The organism is Janibacter sp. HTCC2649 (genome assembly GCF_000152705.1).
Lineage (GTDB): Bacteria > Actinomycetota > Actinomycetes > Actinomycetales > Dermatophilaceae > Knoellia.
In genome coordinates, this window is record NZ_CH672413.1 from 2,168,807 (window position 1) to 2,183,801 (window position 14,995).

A 14,995-nucleotide genomic window follows, 5' to 3' on the forward strand; every position below is an offset into this window, starting at 1 on the left:
CTGATCCGCGACTTCGGATCAGAGGTCGCGGATCAGCGCGGAAGCGGGACCCAAACTGACTGCTGGCGGACGGCGTGCTTGTCCACTTTGCCAGCAGCGTTGCGGGGCAACGGTTCTGACCGAACACAGACGAACTCCGGCACCTTGAAGGGGGCCAGCGTCGCGTGTGCAACCCGGACGAGCTCGTCCGCGTCGAAAGGCACACCGGCCCGCAGCACGACGCAGGCGCCGACGCGGCTCCCGAGCCGCTCGTCAGGGATGCCCACGACGGCCGACTCCGCGACCGCCGGGTAGGCGGCGAGGGCTGCCTCCACCTCGACGCTGTAGACGTTCTCTCCGCCGCGGTTGATCAGGTCCGTGCGACGGTCGAGCATGAAGACGCGACCCTGGTCATCGATCCGGACGAGGTCACCGGTGTGGAGCCAGCCGTCGACGAGGGCGGCAGCGGTGGCCTCCGGACGTCCCCAGTAGCCCGACATGAGCTGTGGACCACGAACGAGCAGCTGACCGATGCCCTCTGCGGCCTCGGGGCCGACGAGGCGCAGTTCGGTTGCGGCGACGGCGGTTCCGACCGAGCCCGAGTGTGACTGAGCGTCGCCGTCGTGAAGTCCGGTGACGCACGGCGCCTCGGTCAGTCCGTAGCCGGGAGCGAGCCTCGCGAAGGGGAAGGCCTCGCGCAATGCGGTCGCCTGGGCCGGCGGTGTCGGCGCAGCGCCATAGCTGAGGATCCGGATGCCACTCACGTCGAGCTCGGTGAAGTCGGGGTGGCGCAGGGCGTGCCAGAACATTGCTGGCACGCCGTTGAGGACCTCGATCCTCTCCTCACGGATGGCGGACACCCAGGCTCCGACCTCGAACGCCGGCAGGATCACCACGCAGCCGCCCGTGACGAGGGCTGGCACCCACTGCATCCCACAGGCGAGCACGTGGAATAGGGGTGCAGCGACGAGGGCACGCAGTCCGTCGTGAGATTCCAGCGCGTAGGCCAGCCGCACCTGTTCCGCCGCAGACAGCAGCGCACGGTGCGACAACATGGCGCCCTTGGGTGCGCCTGTGGTGCCACTCGTGTAGAAGATCGCGGCAAGCGACTCGGGGTCGTCCCCTGCAATCTCAATCGGCTCACCGTCGGGAAGCTCCGCCTCGATCACGAGTCGGGCTCCGCTGTCCGTGACGATGTGTGCTCGCTCGGGTCCGGTCAGCCGCGGGTTGATCGGCACCGGCACCGCGCCGGCAAGCAACGTGCCGAGGAACGCCAGAATCCACGGTGCTCCGTTGGGCAGGGCCACGCCCACCCGATCACCGGGACCGACCCCACCTCCGACAAGACCGCCAGCGACCCGACTGGCGCGTTGCCAGAGTTCGGCGTACGTCAGGCGCAGACCGGAGCTGAGGTCGATGACCGCTTCGGCATTCGGCACTCGCCGGACCGTCTCCCTGCCCGCTGCGACCAGCGTGGGGGCGATCGCGAGCGGACTCATGTGCCCAACCGGGCCAGGAGGCGCTCTCCACCGACGCCGGGGCCACCGAGGAGCAACTGCGAGGACTTCGCTCGGCGGAAGTACAGATGGGCGGAGTGTTCCCAGGTGAAGCCGATGCCGCCATGCACGTGGATGTTCTCGGTGGCGGTCATCATCGCCGCCTCGGAGCAGACGGAGTGCGCCACCGCTGCTGCGACATCCGCTGGCCCCCGGCCTGACTCCCCGTCCGCGGCATGGGCAGCTTCTTGAGCCGCGGCACCAGCAAGCTGGACGCGGACAAACATGTCGGCGCAGCGGTGCTTCACGGCCTGGAAGGACCCAATCTGACGACCGAACTGCACCCGATCCTTGGCATAGGCCACGCTCGCCTCGAGGCAGGCACGCGCGGAGCCGACCTGCTCGGCGGCGAGAGCGACCATCACGGCGTCAAGGACACGCTCGAGAACCTCGCCGGCCTTCCCCAGCTCACCAATCACCGTGCCCGGCGTGCCGTCGAAGGTGACTGAGGCCATCCGACGGGTGAGGTCGAGCGTGCGCAGCGGCTGTCTCGTCACGCCGTCATCGGACGTGATGACGAACAGGGTGGGCCCGGCCGGGGTCTCGGCGGCGACGACAAGCAGATCTGCGACGGCGCCGTCGACGACCAGGGATTTGGCTCCGCTCAGGCGCCACCCGCCCGGCCCGTCCTCGGCGCGTGTGGCAAACCCGGAGGTCCGCCACGCTCCGTCTGCCTCGGCGAGCGCAAGGGCGGCAAGCGTGTCCCCTTCGGCGATCCCAGTGAGGTATTCGTGGGCGCGCTCGTCACCACTTGCCTCCAGGGCGGTCCCAGCAAGGACGACGGTTCCGAGGAACGGGGTAGGGGCAAGGGTGCGGCCCAGTTCCTCGAGGACGACCGACTGCTCCACTGCACCGAACCCTGCCCCGCCGACGGTCTCCGGAAGGGAGAGCGACAGCGCACCGAGCTCGGCCAGACGCCGCCACAACTCTGGGTCGTGGCCGTGCTCGCTTTCGATGGCGGCCTGTCGTGCCGGGGCGTCAGCCAGAGCGGACAGCAGGTCACGCAGGCTGCGGCGAAGATCCTCTCGCTCCCCCGCGTTCGTGCCGCTCATGATCCCGCCCCAGAGGTACGCAGCTCGCGGTAGGTGGTGGTGGCGTCGATACTGGGTTCCTTGGGCAGTCCGAGGACTCGCTCGCCGAGGATGTTCTTCATGATGTCCTCCGTGCCCCCGAGAATGCGCAGGGCGGGTGTTGAGAGCAACAGTTCGTTCCAGGAGAAGGTGCCCCAGGCGCCGGTGTCGGCAAGCAGTTGGGGACCGACGATCTCGGTGGCGAAATGCGTTGCGCGCGTGAGGTTCTGGGAATACATCAACTTGGACACCGAGGCCTCAGGACCGGGCTGCCCACCGGCGATGAGGTGGTCGAGTGCTTGCCGATTGAGATAGGACGTCGCGAGCTGGTCCGCAACGAGCTCGGCGAGGCGACGGCGCGCAGCCGGATCCTCGAGCCGATCGCGTTCACGCAGGAGGGCCGACAGGAAGGGCAAGGAGATCGCACGCCCCGCGGGGCCGGCGCCTTCGGAGCCGACGCTGGCCCGCTCGTTCATCAAGGTGGTCAGGGCCACGCGCCATCCACCGTCGATCTCGCCAAGACGTTGGGAGTCGGGCACGCGCACATCGGTGAGAAAGACCTCGTTGAACTCCGACCCGCCACTCATCTGGCGCAAGGGTCGGACGTCGACGCCTGGAGAGTCCATGTCGACGAGGAGGGCCGTGATGCCCTTGTGCTTGGGCTGGTCGGGGTTCGTGCGGCACAGTGCCAGGCCCAGCTGGGAGTGTTGGGCCACGGAGGTCCAGACCTTCTGGCCGTTGATCACCCACTCGTCGCCATCACGCACGGCGCGGGTCGAGACGTTGGCGAGGTCAGATCCGGCGGACGGCTCGCTGAACAGCTGGCAGGCGATGACGTCACCGGCATACATCGCCGGAAGGTAGCGAGCCTTGGCCTCCTGCGTGCCATGGGCGAGGATGGTCGGTCCGATCATGCCGAGCCCGATGAGGGAGAGTACACCCGTGTCTGGGGTGTCGTACTCCGCCTCGAGCCCGTCGTAGACGAGGTCGTGGACGGGTGTGAGGCCGCGACCACCGAACTCCGACGGGCCGGTGATCCAGCCGAATCCTGCGTCGTAACGGGCCTTCTGCCACGCTCGAGCGGCGTCAACCTGACGCCGGGCCTCCTCCACAGTGTCGTCACCGAAGTAGGTGATTCGGTCCTCGCCGACTCCCCAGATGACCTCAGTCTCAGGGGCGCGACGTGACGCCGCAGCATCGAGGAAGGCGCGCGCCTCGCGAGCGAAGACCGCCATGTCTGCGGAGGCGAACTGCTGGGATTGTTCGATCATGTGCGACTCCTCAGATCGACGCGAGCGGATAGGCGGTGGTGCCGCTGAGCAGGGCGTCACCCAAGGACTGCTCGAGGCTGGCCTGCCCGCCCAGAAGAAGGTCGAGTGCGGCAGCCCGCGTCACGTGACGGTGCATCGGGCTCTCCAGAGTCAGCCCCATTGCGCCCAGAACCTGCACTCCGGTGCGCATGACCTCGGCCTGGGCTCGGCCGGCACGGGCTTTGGCCACCGCGGCGGCCCATTCGGGCGGAGTGTCAGGCACGCCGCCACCAGAGACCCCTCTCCACGCGGCCAGGAGCAGCGACGACGCCGACTCGACGGCAACGTGCCCTTCGGCCAGCCGGTGGCGCACTGCTTGGAACGAGCCGATCGCCCGGCCGTACTGATGACGGGACGTGACGTGCTCACAGGCAATGTGCAACGCCGCATCGCAGACGCCAAGTATCTCGGCGGACAGGGCCCGTCGGGCCAGAGCGGTGGCTGCTATCCAGTCCACGGCGACGGGGGCGTTGGCGTCTGGCAAAACATCTGCGGTCTCCAGCACGAGCCACGTGGACGAGGCATCGAACCCAGTGGACGCCTTGGTCCGAGCGAGAACCCAGTCAGCAGCGACGGGGTGCAGCGTGACCCGGTCGCCTTGACAGGTCGGCACGAGGACAAGGCTGTCGGCGACAGGTGCCTCCAAGAGGATTCCGGCGGCCCCGGACCTGCGGCAGGAGGCCGGCCGAGCGGCGTCCTCAGTGGGGTGGGGAAGCAGGAGCGTCACCGGCGTGCCGGCATACGGGAAATCCGGTCCGAAGGAACGAATCATCGTGTCCGACAACAGGTTTGAGCTCGCGAGCGAGGCTCCGTGAGCGCGAAACAGCAGGCTGACGGCCGTTGCTGGGTCCTCCGCCTCGACCTCCGCCCAGCCGAGTTCTGCCAGGGCAGACGTGATCCCGGGACCGTCAGACGCGCCGGCGAAAAGCTCTCGAAGGGAACTGGCCAGCGCAACGCGCACGTCGGGGTCCAGGGTGAATTCGGTCTGCTGGGTCGTCATCGGACGACCTCCTTCGGAAGGCCGAGCACGTGGTCGGCGAGGATCGTGCGCTGAACTTCCGAGGAACCGCCAAGGATCGTCGCCGATCGGCTGTACCACCACTCTGCGCGCCATGCCCGCATCCGTGGTGAGTCCGACAACAGGAACTGGGGTCCGAGCAGGTCACGGGCCAGGTCGTGCAGGCCCTGCTCCGCCGCAGCGAGGAGCACCTTGTCGACACTTGCCTCAGGGCCAACGATCTCACCGGCTGCGAGCCGCCGGACCGTCTCGGAACTCCGGGCGCGCAGGGTGACGATGTCGACGTAGCAGGACCCCAGGCGACGCAGGGCACCGTCGGGCAAGGGTCCCGACTGCTCGGCGACCAGATCCCGGAGTTGGCTGATGCGGCGCAGTGCCACCGAGGCGCTCTGCCACGCGTACATGGCCCGTTCGTACTGGAGAAGGAACATGGCGACGGCCCACCCCTGCCCTTCTTCCCCGACGAGGTGGGTGGCAGGTACGAGGACGTCGTCGAAGAAGATCTCGGCCAATTCGTTGTCGCCGCTGGCCAGTGCGATCGGGCGCACGGTGACCCCAGGGGAGTCAGCGTCGAGCATGATCATCGACAGCCCACGGTGCCGCGCCTCGGTCGTGCCTGTGCGCACGAGACAGACGAGTCGGGTGGCCGTCGCGCCGTGGCTCGTCCACAGCTTCTGACCGGAGACGACATAGTGGTCACCCTGGCGCTGGGCCCGGGTCCGCAGGGACGCCAGGTCGCTGCCGGCCTCGGGCTCGGAGAAACATTGGCCCCACCACTCTTCGCCACGCAGGTATGCCGGCGCGTACTGCTCGGTGAGGTGCGGACTGAAGCGCGTGACCGCGGGACACAGGGTCTCGAGCAGGAGTTGTGGTTCGGGCACCGGGAGTCCGGCTCGGGACAGCTCGTCATAGAAGATCCCGCGGTGACGTTCGTCGCCACCGAGTCCGCCGATCCGCTCTGGCCACCCATAGAGATTCCACCCGCCGTTGCCTGCGAGGGCGGCCATGAGTTCGGCGTCGCCCGCGATCCGTTCCTCTGTGGTGACGTGATCACGTCCCCGGAAGCGGGTGAGTTCCGGTGTGCTGGCCAGGTGCCGGCGCAACGCGTAGCGATAGTGGTCAAGGTCCGACACCATCAACGACGCGGTCTCGGTCGCAGTGTCGGCCACGTCGCTCATGTCGTGGCCTTCGCGGCCCGAGAAGCCGAGCGTGCGAGGAACGCCTTGACGAGGTCCTGGTGCTCGGGGGTGTCGAAGGACGTGAACTCCTCCATGAGGGCGTATTCGAGCACCCCCGCGATGGCCCGCTTCATGTGCATGTTCAGCGCCCGCTTCGTGCTTTGGACGGCCTGCGGTGGCTGAGCCGCGAGTTTGTCTGCGAGGGCGAGGGCGCGGTCCATGAGCTCGGCATCCGGGACGACGTGGTTGGCCAGACCGAGCTCGACCGCCTTCGCCGCCGGGATGCGCTCGCTGGTGAGGAGGTATTCCTTGGCACGCAGCATCGACATGAGCAGAGGCCACGTCGGTGCACCTCCATCGGCAGCCGTCAGCCCTACGCTCACGTGCGGATCGGCGATGAACGCGGACTCGGCCATGATCACGATGTCGCTGGTGACGGCAAGGTTGCAGCCGAGTCCGACGGCCGCACCATTGACCGCGGCGACGACCGGGAGGGGGAAGTCGAGGATCTCCTCGAGAAGGCGGCGCGCGCCGTCGATCTCGCGACGGCGAGCGGCGCGGTCGCCCCAAAGTTCGACGAAGTGGTCGAAGTCGCCCCCCGCGCTGAACGCCTTGCCCGCGCCAGTGAGGACGACGGCTCGAGCGTCCCGATCCTCGGCCAGGTGGCGCCAGACCTTGATGAGCGCCCCATGGAGCGCCTCGTTCGTCGCGTTGAGGTGCTCGGGACGGTTGAGCGTCACGATGCGGACGGGACCGCGCGACTCGATGAGCAGCTCGGGCGCGAAAGGGTGGTCCATGGAGTCCTCCTGGCAGCGGTGAGATTCCATCACAACGGTAGTTGACGAATCTGTCAAGTAACACTTAGCCTGCGAGGTGTCCCCCTGCTCATCCGACGAAGGAGTCCGGCATGACCAACGAGCGTCTGCTCGACGGGCGAGTCATCATCGTGACCGGCGGTGGGCGGGGTCTCGGCCGCAGCCACTGCCTCGAACTGGCCGCCCATGGTGCCACTGTGATTGTCAATGATCTCGGTGTGGGTCTGGCGGGCGAGAGCTCGGAGGACGACCCCGCTCAGGAAGTCGTCGACACCATCAGGGCGGCCGGCGGAACCGCCGCTCTTGGCCCGGGATCGGCCAGCGACTGGCAGGCCATGCAGTCCGTCGTTGACGAGACGGTGCAGTCCTTCGGACGACTCGACGGAATCGTCAACAATGCCGGAATTCTGCGTGATGCGACGATCCCCAACCTCGGCGAGAAGGACTGGGACGCTGTCCTCGACGTCCACCTCAAGGGCACCTTCACCCTGACCCATCACGCCTGCACCTACTGGCGCGCGGAGCACAAGGCCGGGAATCCCGTGCAGGGCCGGATCATCAACACGACCTCAGGTGCCGGCCTGGCCGGCAACGTCGGTCAGGCGGCCTACTCCGCCGCCAAGGCAGGCATCATCGCGCTGACCCAGGTCACCGCCATGGAGGGCTCTCGCTACGGCGTCACGGCCAACGCCATCTCCCCGATCGCAGCCACCCGGATGATGGCCAGCGCAGGCCTCGGCACCGAGGAGACGCAGGGCTGGAGCCCCCTCGACCCAGAGAACGCCTCACCAGTCGTGGCGTGGCTGTGTTCGGAGCAGTCGGGGTGGATCACGGGCCAGGTCCTCCGCATCGACGGCAACACCCTCATCGCGATGGAACCCTGGGCCACCGGCCGCTCACACGTCGCGCGCAGTGGAGAGCGGCTCGACGCCGCCGAGATCGACCTCGGTCTGCGTCGCGCCCTCGGCGCCTTCCCCGGCGGTCTGGCAGCCCTCGGCTCCCCGGCGGTTTCGCGATGACCACGATCGTCGGGATCGGGACCTATCTGCCGGTGTGGGAGGTCTCGGGACGCCGGACGGCAGGCTTGGACGAGGACGCCCTCACTCTGGCCGTGGCTGCCGGCCGCGCCCTGCTCGAGGGACTGTCTGCCCGAGCGGACACCGAATCCACGGACGTGCGTCAGGTCGTCTTCATCACTCGCGACCTCCCCCTGCTCGAAGGAGGCAACAGCGCCGCCCTGCTCGCCGGCCTCGCCCTCGATGACGACGTGCCTGTCGTGGAACAGGTCGGCGGGGGCCCAGCCGTCCTCGACGCGGTCGCCACCGCCTCACCCGGCACGCTCGTCGTCGCGGCCGACCTGGAGCCTGCGGGCGCCGCCGCCGCCCTCATCGGGGAGACAACCCCTGCGCCAACCCCAGGTGGTGCCGAGCTCAGCCTGCTGGCGCGGGTCGCCCGGAGCCTGCCCCTCAGCAGCCGCGGCCGCGACGGGGGACGCTGGGACTACGACGACCCTCGCCTCCTGCTCGAACGCGGGACCAAGGCGGCCCTGGCCAAACTCGACCTCGAAGATCCGCCGTCGGTGATCTCCGGAGTCACGCCCAAGATCGCGGCTCAGCTCAGTGGCGGTCGATCTCCGGCGCTGCCGACGACGGGTGCGAGCTCCGCCATCTTCGCCCTCGCCGCCGCGTCAGCCGGTGACGTCGTGGCCGCGGCCGAGCAAGGTTCCGCTGTGGCGGCGGCCCTGACGGGCGCGCCGCAGGTCTGGCGGGACGAGGCAGCCCCCCAGCCTCTGCCCAGGACACGGATGACGCCCGGACCGGACATCGGCATCTCCCTGCCGGCCTATGACAGGGCCTTCGACGCGAAGGTGCGGTGGGAGGCGGGCAGCTGTGACGAGTGCGGCCAGTTGGCCATGCCCCCCCGCCTGCGGTGCCTGGGGTGCGGCTCAGAGGCCGGTTGGACGTTGACCCCCTTGCCGCGAGTCGGCGAGGTCTACACCAAGGTCGACATCCACGTCCCGGTCCCGGGACGAGCAACGCCCTATTCGTTGGCCATCGTTGCGCTCGACGATACGGACGTGCGCACCCTCGTCACCGTGACAGGGGCGCCCTCCGGAAGCGTTGAGATCGGAGATCGTGGCCGACTCGTCCTCCGCCTGATCGATACCCGTTCAGGCGTCCCTGACTACGGGCATGCGTTGTTGCCAGCCCCAGCCGAGCCGCAAGGAGAAACCGCATGAGGCGCGTCGCAGTTGTCGGGGCCGGGATGACGGCCTTCAAGGAGCACTTCGATCTCGGCATCAAGGATCTCGTGCCGATGGCCGTGAGCGAGATGGCCGCCAGCGTCGACAAGGGCCTGGATCGGGCCGACATCCAGGCCGCCTGGTTCGGGGAGCTGACGACGACGGATGGCTTCCCGTCGGGCATCCTTGCCGACTCGTGCGATCTGCTCGACATCCCCGTCACTCGGGTGGAGAACGCGTGCGCCACCGGGAACGATGCCGTTCGGAATGCGACGTATGCCGTGGCTTCCGGTGCGTTCGACGTCGCCCTGGTCGTGGGCGCGGACAAGGTGCGTGAGTCCTCGTCACGAGCCACCTTCTGGGAGTGGGCCAAGTTGACCCGCGACGTGGCGTGGGACTACCCCGTGGGACTCGTCGCCCCTGCGAACTTCGCGCTGCACGCGGCCCGCTACCTGCACGAGTCGCCGGCGACGCGCGAGCACCTCGCGATGGTTGCAGTGAAGAACCACAAGCACGGGCTCCCCAACCCCAAGGCCCAGCTGCGCTACGAGATCACCATCGAGCAGGTGCTCAACGCGCCGATGATCGTCGCGCCCTTCGGGCTGCTCGATTGCACGCCGCAGAGCGATGGTGCGGCCGCGCTCCTGATCGTGGCCGAGGACGTCGTGGACAAATACACCGACCGCCCCGTGTGGGTGCGCGGCGTCGGTTTGGGTCTGGACCGGGTCATGCACCAGCACAAGGCCGACCTCACGACCTTCCCCGCCACCGTCAAAGCGGCCAAGGCGGCATACGCCATGGCTGGCATCGGTCCGGAAGACATCGACCTGGCAGAGGTGCACGACTGCTTCACCGCCGTCGAGCTCATCTCCTATGAGGACCTCGGCTTCACCGAGCGATTCGGGGCTGCGGCCTACATCGAGAGCGGAGCGACCACCGTCGGAGGAGCACGCCCGGTCAACGCCAGCGGAGGTCTCAAGTCCAAAGGGCACCCGCCGGGGGCCACCGGCGTCGCGCAGTGTGTCGAGCTCTTCGAACAGCTGCGTGGCGAGGCGTCCAACCAGGTCGACGGAGCGACGACGGCCCTGGCCCACAACATCGGCGGTCCGACCGCGGTGTCGGCCGTCACTGTGCTCTCGAGCCGGAGAGGATGAACCATGGAGACCTACGTTCGCCCAGAGTTCCGTCTCGCCCCGGCGCCCACGGCCGAGTCCCGCCCCTTCTGGACAGGCGGTGAACGAGGCGAGCTGCTCATCGCGCGCTGCCAGTCCTGCGGCCACTTCTTCCACCCCCCGGCACCGGTCTGCTTCCGGTGCCGCAGCGTCGATGTCGCTCCCGAGCCCACGTCAGGGCGGGGCTTCGTTGCTGCCTGGACGATCAACCGCCAGCAGTGGCTGCCGGGGATGCTCCCGCCCTACGTCGTGGCGATGATCCAGCTCGCCGAGGACCGGGACGTACGGATCACGAGCAACCTCGTGGACGTCGACACCGAGCACCTGGCCGTGGGCCTCGAGGTCGAGGCCTTCTTCGAGGAGTGGGGCGAAGGTGAGGACCGGGTCTGGATCCCGCTCTTCCGCCCCACCACCCCCGCCGACGCTGACCAAGGGGCAACCGCATGAGCAGTCAGGGACCGTTCGAGGGCAAGGCGGTCATCACCGGCGCCGGCAAGTCCCAGGTTGGCCGACGGCTCGGTCGCACCGGACTCGAGCTCACCGTCGAAGCCTGCCTGCGCGCCATCGAGGACGCCGGCCTGAGCGTCGACGACATCGACGGTGTCGCGAGCTATCCCGGTGGTGGGGTACCTCAGCCCGGCTTCTCCGGAGCGAGCACCCACGAGCTCCAGAACGCGCTCGGCATCAGCGCGAAGTGGTACATGAGCGGGGCTGAGACCGCCGGCCAGGTCGGGCCGGTCATCGAGGCCTGCATGGCAGTGACGCTGGGCCTCGCCAACCACGTGGTGGTCTTCCGGTCAGTGTGGGAGTCCACGGCGCAGGCCTCGGGTGACCGGGCGTCGGTTCTCGGTGGCGGCCGCAGGGCCACCGGACACCTGGAGTACTTCGCACCCTTCGGTGCGCTCTCCCCGGCCAATTGGCTCGCCATGCCCGCCCAGCGCTACATGCACGACTTCGGTCTCACCCGGGAGCACCTCGGTGCGATCTCGATCAACGCGCGCACCCACGCCGGCCTCAACCCGGACGCCGTGTATCGCGACCCCCTGACGATGGAGGAGTACCTCGGCTCCCGGATGATCTCCGAGCCGTTCTGCCTCTATGACTGCGACGTCCCGTGTGATGGCGCGACGGCTGTCATCGTGTCCCGTCGCGACGCCGCAGCGAGCCTCCCCCGCACGCCTCTGGTCGTGGAGTCGGTCGGCACCGGAATGCTCGAGCGCGCCACGTGGGACCAGCGTCGCGACCTCACGACGATGGCTGCGCACGACGCGGCGGCCACGATGTGGGACCGCACCGACCTGCGGCCGTCCGACATTGACCACGCCGAGCTCTATGACGGCTTCAGCTACCTCACGGTGACTTGGCTGGACGCCCTCGGCTTCTTCGACCACGGCGCCGCGGGTGCCTTCATCGATGAGGGTGGACGGTTCGGCCTCGACGGATCCCTGCCCCTCAACACGAGTGGCGGACAGCTCTCGGGCGGACGTCTGCACGGCATGGGCTTCCTCCATGAAGCCTGCGTGCAGCTCTGGGGCGAAGGTGGCGACCGTCAGTCGCGCAACGACCCGAGCCTCGCCGTCGTCGCCGTGGGCGGTGGCCCAGTGGCCGGCTCGCTGTTGCTCAGCGCCCGCTGACCCGGATCCCACGACCCACCCACCCGACCGGACCCACCGACCCGATCCGCCCGAGCAAAGGAGCTCACGTGCCCGACATCATTGATCCCGCCACCGCACCGGCGGACGTCACCGTCTATCGAGGTGTCGACGACCTGCTCGCGGCGATCGGTCAGGAGCTGGGGCCGACCGAGTGGCTCACCATGCAACAGGCCCGGATCGACGCCTTCGCGGACGCGACCGAGGACCACCAGTGGATTCACGTGGATCCCTCCCGTGCCGCCGAGAGCCCTTATGGCGCCACGATCGCGCACGGCTTTCTCACCCTGTCACTCCTGCCGTATTTCATGAGTTCCCTGCGCCGCTTCGACGGGGTGCGGATGGGGATCAACTACGGCCTCGACAAGGTGCGCTTCCCGGCGGCGGTGCCGACAGGCACCCGCATCCGAGGTCGGATGCGCATGGATGACGTTCAGGCGCTGCCGGACAACGGGGTCCAGCTCACGACGACGATCACGGTCGAGGTCGAGGACGCTGCCAAGCCCGCATGCGTCGCGACACTCGTCAGCCGCTACTACTTCAACGCGAGCAGTGACCCGATCGAAGGTTCGACGCCATGACCGCCCCCACGTCGGCCATCGCGCCCACCCCGCACGACCCGCGAACGGTCACGGCGGATGACTTCACCTGGCTGATCCGAGGGCGCAGCTGGTGCGGCCTCATCGCCGAGCGTGCTGCAGTCACACCGGACACCCGCTTCCTGATCGACCCGCACGGCACCGAACTCACTTTCGGCGAGTTCGCGCAGAGGGTAGAGCGTGTTGCGGCAGCGCTCGCGGCCGAGGGCATCGGGCCCGGCGCCGTCGTGGCCTGGCAACTGCCGACCCGCATCTCAACCTTGCTCGTCATGTCTGCCCTCCGCCGGCTCGACGCGATCCAGGCGCCGATCATTCACCTCTATCGAGAGCGGGAGGTGCGGGCCTCTCTCGAGGCCGTTGAGCCCACCCACTTCATCGTTCCAGGAGTGTGGGGCGGCTTCGACTTCACGGCCATGGCCCGCTCGATAGCCGATGCCGATGGTCCAAGCCCGACTCTCCTCGAGGTCGGGGTGGACGCCCCCGAGACAGCGGACACGTCGAGCCTGCCGCCCGTGCCATCCACGGACGACGACGGACAGCAGTTCCGTTGGGTCTACTTCACCTCCGGCTCCTCCGGTGTGCCGAAGGGTGCACGCCACACCGACGCGACAATCCTCACCGGTTCCACGGGTTTCGCCGGTCTCGGCCGGATGGGCACCCGCCCGGGCGAAGTGTCCGCCATGGCCTTCCCTGTCGCCCACATCGGTGGGGCGATCTATCAGATCACCTGTCTGGCGGCTGGCTTCCCCATGCTGGTCCTGGAGGCCTTCGATCCGGCACGAATCGTCACGCAGTTCCGCGAGCACAAGGTCACCAGCACCGGCGGGGCTCCTGCCCTGTATGCCGGCCTCATGGCAATGCAGAAGGCGTCACCCGAGCCGCTGTTCCCCGATCTCACCCTGCTCAAGGGAGGTGGGGCCCCTTGCCCACCGGAGTACCTCGACGAGGGCCTGGACGTCCTCGGGGTGGTCATCGCCCACGACTACGGCATGACCGAGGTCCCGATGATTGCGGCAGCCGACCCCTACACAGACTCCGCCGTCCTTCGGTTGACGGACGGAATTGTGGTGCCCGGCAACGAAGTTCGGCTGGTCGACCTTGACGACGTCCCGGTGGCCGAAGGGGTCGATGGTCTTGTTCAGGTCCGTGGTGGAGGCGTGTGCAAGGGCTACACCGACCCGACCAAGAACGCCGAGAACTTCACGGACGACGGCTGGTTCCGCACCGGCGACCTCGGCCGCATTCACCCCAGCGGTCACATCGAGGTCATCGGACGGATCAAGGAGATGATCATCCGCAAGGGCGAGAAGATCGCCCCGCTGGAGATCGAGGACCTTCTGAGCCGTCACCCCAGGGTGACCGAGGTCGCCGTCATCGGCCTGCCGGACGCAGAGCGCGGGGAGCGTGTCTGCGCCGTCGTGGTGCCCACGCCGGGAGGCAACGCACCCACGCTCGCCGAGCTCACGGCATACCTGAGCGCTCAGGGACTCATGAAGCAGAAGCTCCCCGAACAGCTCGAGGTCCTGCCCGAACTGCCCCGCACCGGCCTGTCCAAGGTGGCCAAGGCCACGCTCCGCTCGCAGTTCAGTGAGCTGAGCACCACGAACAACGAAGGAGAACACGCATGAACACCGATTTCAGTGGTGACGTCGCCCTCGTCACCGGCGGCGCCGGCGGGCTGGGTGAGGCGACTGTTCGGGCCCTGGTCACCGCCGGATGCGCCGTCGTGATCGCCGACATGAACGACGCCAAAGGCGAGGCGCTGGCGGAGGAACTCGGCGACCGAGTCCGCTACGCGCGCACCGACGTGCTCGACGACGCGACGGTCACGGCAGCCATCGAGACGGCCCAGTCACTCGGGACGCTGCGTTATGCGGTGACCTCACACGGCGGATTCGGGGTCGCCGACCGGGTGGTCAACCGCGAGGGCACACCGGCACCCATGGAGGGCTTCGCCAAGACCGTCGGCCTCTACCTCAACGGCACCTACAACATCGTGCGTCTCGTCGCCGCAGCCGTCGCAGCTGCTGAGCCCAACGAGGACGGTGAGCGCGGGGCCATTGTCACCACCGCGAGCATCGCAGCCTACGAGGGCCAGATCGGTCAGACGGCGTATGCCGCCGCCAAAGCCGGAGTCGTCGGGCTCACCCTTGCCGCGGCGCGTGATCTCAGTGCTGCGGGCATCCGGGTTGTCTGCGTCGCACCGGGGACGATGAAGACGCCGATCATGGAGTCCGTCGGGCCCGAGATGCTGGCGAAGTTCGAGGCGGCCGTGCCCTTCCCCAAGCGTCTGGGCAAACCCTCGGAGTATGGCGCGCTCGTCCTGCACGCCTTGACCAATCCCTACCTCAACGGTGAAGTCATCCGGCTGGATGGCGCCCAGCGGTTCGGTCCTCGCTGACGC

Annotated in this window: 14 protein-coding genes; 8 read left to right on the forward strand and 6 right to left on the reverse strand. The window is 68.3% G+C overall.

Annotation, left to right across the window (positions count from 1 at the left end):
• Nucleotides 1-32 precede the first annotated feature (32 nt).
• The 6 genes from JNB_RS10375 to JNB_RS10400 are packed head-to-tail and all read right to left on the reverse strand — an operon-like array spanning nucleotide 33 to nucleotide 6,908.
• Entirely contained in the window at nucleotides 33-1,478 is a 1,446-nt protein-coding gene (locus tag JNB_RS10375; protein ID WP_009776411.1) for a class I adenylate-forming enzyme family protein, read from the reverse strand.
• Nucleotides 1,475-2,587, reverse strand: a complete 1,113-nt coding sequence (locus tag JNB_RS10380; RefSeq protein ID WP_009776412.1) for an acyl-CoA dehydrogenase family protein — start codon at nucleotides 2,585-2,587, stop codon at nucleotides 1,475-1,477. Before JNB_RS10380 ends, JNB_RS10375 begins: the two co-directional genes overlap by 4 nt.
• Nucleotides 2,584-3,876: an acyl-CoA dehydrogenase family protein gene (locus JNB_RS10385; RefSeq protein ID WP_009776413.1), complete on the reverse strand. Its 1,293-nt coding sequence runs from the start codon at nucleotides 3,874-3,876 to the stop codon at nucleotides 2,584-2,586. The genes JNB_RS10380 and JNB_RS10385 overlap by 4 nt, the downstream gene beginning before the upstream one ends.
• Nucleotides 3,877-3,886: 10 nt before the next feature.
• Complete coding sequence (locus tag JNB_RS10390; protein WP_009776414.1) at nucleotides 3,887-4,915, reverse strand: acyl-CoA dehydrogenase family protein; 1,029 nt, start codon at nucleotides 4,913-4,915, stop codon at nucleotides 3,887-3,889.
• Complete coding sequence (locus JNB_RS10395; protein ID WP_009776415.1) at nucleotides 4,912-6,111, reverse strand: acyl-CoA dehydrogenase family protein; 1,200 nt, start codon at nucleotides 6,109-6,111, stop codon at nucleotides 4,912-4,914. Before JNB_RS10395 ends, JNB_RS10390 begins: the two co-directional genes overlap by 4 nt.
• The gene (locus JNB_RS10400; RefSeq protein ID WP_009776416.1) at nucleotides 6,108-6,908 is read right to left on the reverse strand and encodes an enoyl-CoA hydratase/isomerase family protein; all 801 of its coding nucleotides are present in this window, start codon (nucleotides 6,906-6,908) and stop codon (nucleotides 6,108-6,110) included. Before JNB_RS10400 ends, JNB_RS10395 begins: the two co-directional genes overlap by 4 nt.
• Nucleotides 6,909-7,018: 110 nt before the next feature.
• Here JNB_RS10400 and JNB_RS10405 point away from each other — a divergent pair, with 110 nt between their 5' ends.
• The 8 genes from JNB_RS10405 to JNB_RS10440 all read left to right on the forward strand — a co-directional run bounded on the left by JNB_RS10405 (nucleotide 7,019) and on the right by JNB_RS10440 (nucleotide 14,992).
• On the forward strand, nucleotides 7,019-7,945 hold the full coding sequence (locus JNB_RS10405; protein ID WP_009776417.1) for an SDR family NAD(P)-dependent oxidoreductase: 927 nt from the start codon (nucleotides 7,019-7,021) through the stop codon (nucleotides 7,943-7,945).
• Nucleotides 7,942-9,165, forward strand: a complete 1,224-nt coding sequence (locus JNB_RS10410; RefSeq protein ID WP_009776418.1) for a Zn-ribbon domain-containing OB-fold protein — start codon at nucleotides 7,942-7,944, stop codon at nucleotides 9,163-9,165. The genes JNB_RS10405 and JNB_RS10410 overlap by 4 nt, the downstream gene beginning before the upstream one ends.
• Nucleotides 9,162-10,322 carry a thiolase family protein gene (locus JNB_RS10415; RefSeq protein ID WP_040883692.1) on the forward strand — a complete coding sequence of 387 codons (1,161 nt, stop codon included), beginning with the start codon at nucleotides 9,162-9,164 and terminating at the stop codon, nucleotides 10,320-10,322. Before JNB_RS10410 ends, JNB_RS10415 begins: the two co-directional genes overlap by 4 nt.
• Before the next feature lie 3 nt (nucleotides 10,323-10,325).
• Nucleotides 10,326-10,787: a Zn-ribbon domain-containing OB-fold protein gene (locus tag JNB_RS10420; protein ID WP_009776420.1), complete on the forward strand. Its 462-nt coding sequence runs from the start codon at nucleotides 10,326-10,328 to the stop codon at nucleotides 10,785-10,787.
• Complete coding sequence (locus JNB_RS10425) at nucleotides 10,784-11,974, forward strand: thiolase family protein (protein WP_009776421.1); 1,191 nt, start codon at nucleotides 10,784-10,786, stop codon at nucleotides 11,972-11,974. Before JNB_RS10420 ends, JNB_RS10425 begins: the two co-directional genes overlap by 4 nt.
• Before the next feature lie 68 nt (nucleotides 11,975-12,042).
• The gene (locus JNB_RS10430; RefSeq protein WP_009776422.1) at nucleotides 12,043-12,573 is read left to right on the forward strand and encodes a MaoC family dehydratase; all 531 of its coding nucleotides are present in this window, start codon (nucleotides 12,043-12,045) and stop codon (nucleotides 12,571-12,573) included.
• A complete protein-coding gene (locus JNB_RS10435; RefSeq protein WP_009776423.1) occupies nucleotides 12,570-14,219 on the forward strand; it encodes a class I adenylate-forming enzyme family protein in 1,650 nt (549 codons plus the stop codon). Before JNB_RS10430 ends, JNB_RS10435 begins: the two co-directional genes overlap by 4 nt.
• Complete coding sequence (locus JNB_RS10440) at nucleotides 14,216-14,992, forward strand: SDR family NAD(P)-dependent oxidoreductase (RefSeq protein ID WP_009776424.1); 777 nt, start codon at nucleotides 14,216-14,218, stop codon at nucleotides 14,990-14,992. Before JNB_RS10435 ends, JNB_RS10440 begins: the two co-directional genes overlap by 4 nt.
• The last annotated feature ends 3 nt before the right edge of the window (nucleotides 14,993-14,995 follow it).

Excerpts from the sequence above, each read along its gene's own strand:
- JNB_RS10435 (WP_009776423.1), top strand. The coding sequence starts at position 12,570 with ATGACCGCCCCCACGTCGGCCATCGCGCCCACCCCGCACGACCCGCGA.
- JNB_RS10420 (WP_009776420.1), top strand. The coding sequence starts at position 10,326 with ATGGAGACCTACGTTCGCCCAGAGTTCCGTCTCGCCCCGGCGCCCACG.
- JNB_RS10375 (WP_009776411.1), bottom strand. The coding sequence starts at position 1,478 with ATGAGTCCGCTCGCGATCGCCCCCACGCTGGTCGCAGCGGGCAGGGAG.
- JNB_RS10385 (WP_009776413.1), bottom strand. The coding sequence starts at position 3,876 with ATGATCGAACAATCCCAGCAGTTCGCCTCCGCAGACATGGCGGTCTTC.
- JNB_RS10415 (WP_040883692.1), top strand. The coding sequence starts at position 9,162 with ATGAGGCGCGTCGCAGTTGTCGGGGCCGGGATGACGGCCTTCAAGGAG.
- JNB_RS10425 (WP_009776421.1), top strand. The coding sequence starts at position 10,784 with ATGAGCAGTCAGGGACCGTTCGAGGGCAAGGCGGTCATCACCGGCGCC.
- JNB_RS10405 (WP_009776417.1), top strand. The coding sequence starts at position 7,019 with ATGACCAACGAGCGTCTGCTCGACGGGCGAGTCATCATCGTGACCGGC.
- JNB_RS10410 (WP_009776418.1), top strand. The coding sequence starts at position 7,942 with ATGACCACGATCGTCGGGATCGGGACCTATCTGCCGGTGTGGGAGGTC.
- JNB_RS10390 (WP_009776414.1), bottom strand. The coding sequence starts at position 4,915 with ATGACGACCCAGCAGACCGAATTCACCCTGGACCCCGACGTGCGCGTT.
- JNB_RS10400 (WP_009776416.1), bottom strand. The coding sequence starts at position 6,908 with ATGGACCACCCTTTCGCGCCCGAGCTGCTCATCGAGTCGCGCGGTCCC.
- JNB_RS10380 (WP_009776412.1), bottom strand. The coding sequence starts at position 2,587 with ATGAGCGGCACGAACGCGGGGGAGCGAGAGGATCTTCGCCGCAGCCTG.
- JNB_RS10440 (WP_009776424.1), top strand. The coding sequence starts at position 14,216 with ATGAACACCGATTTCAGTGGTGACGTCGCCCTCGTCACCGGCGGCGCC.
- JNB_RS10395 (WP_009776415.1), bottom strand. The coding sequence starts at position 6,111 with ATGAGCGACGTGGCCGACACTGCGACCGAGACCGCGTCGTTGATGGTG.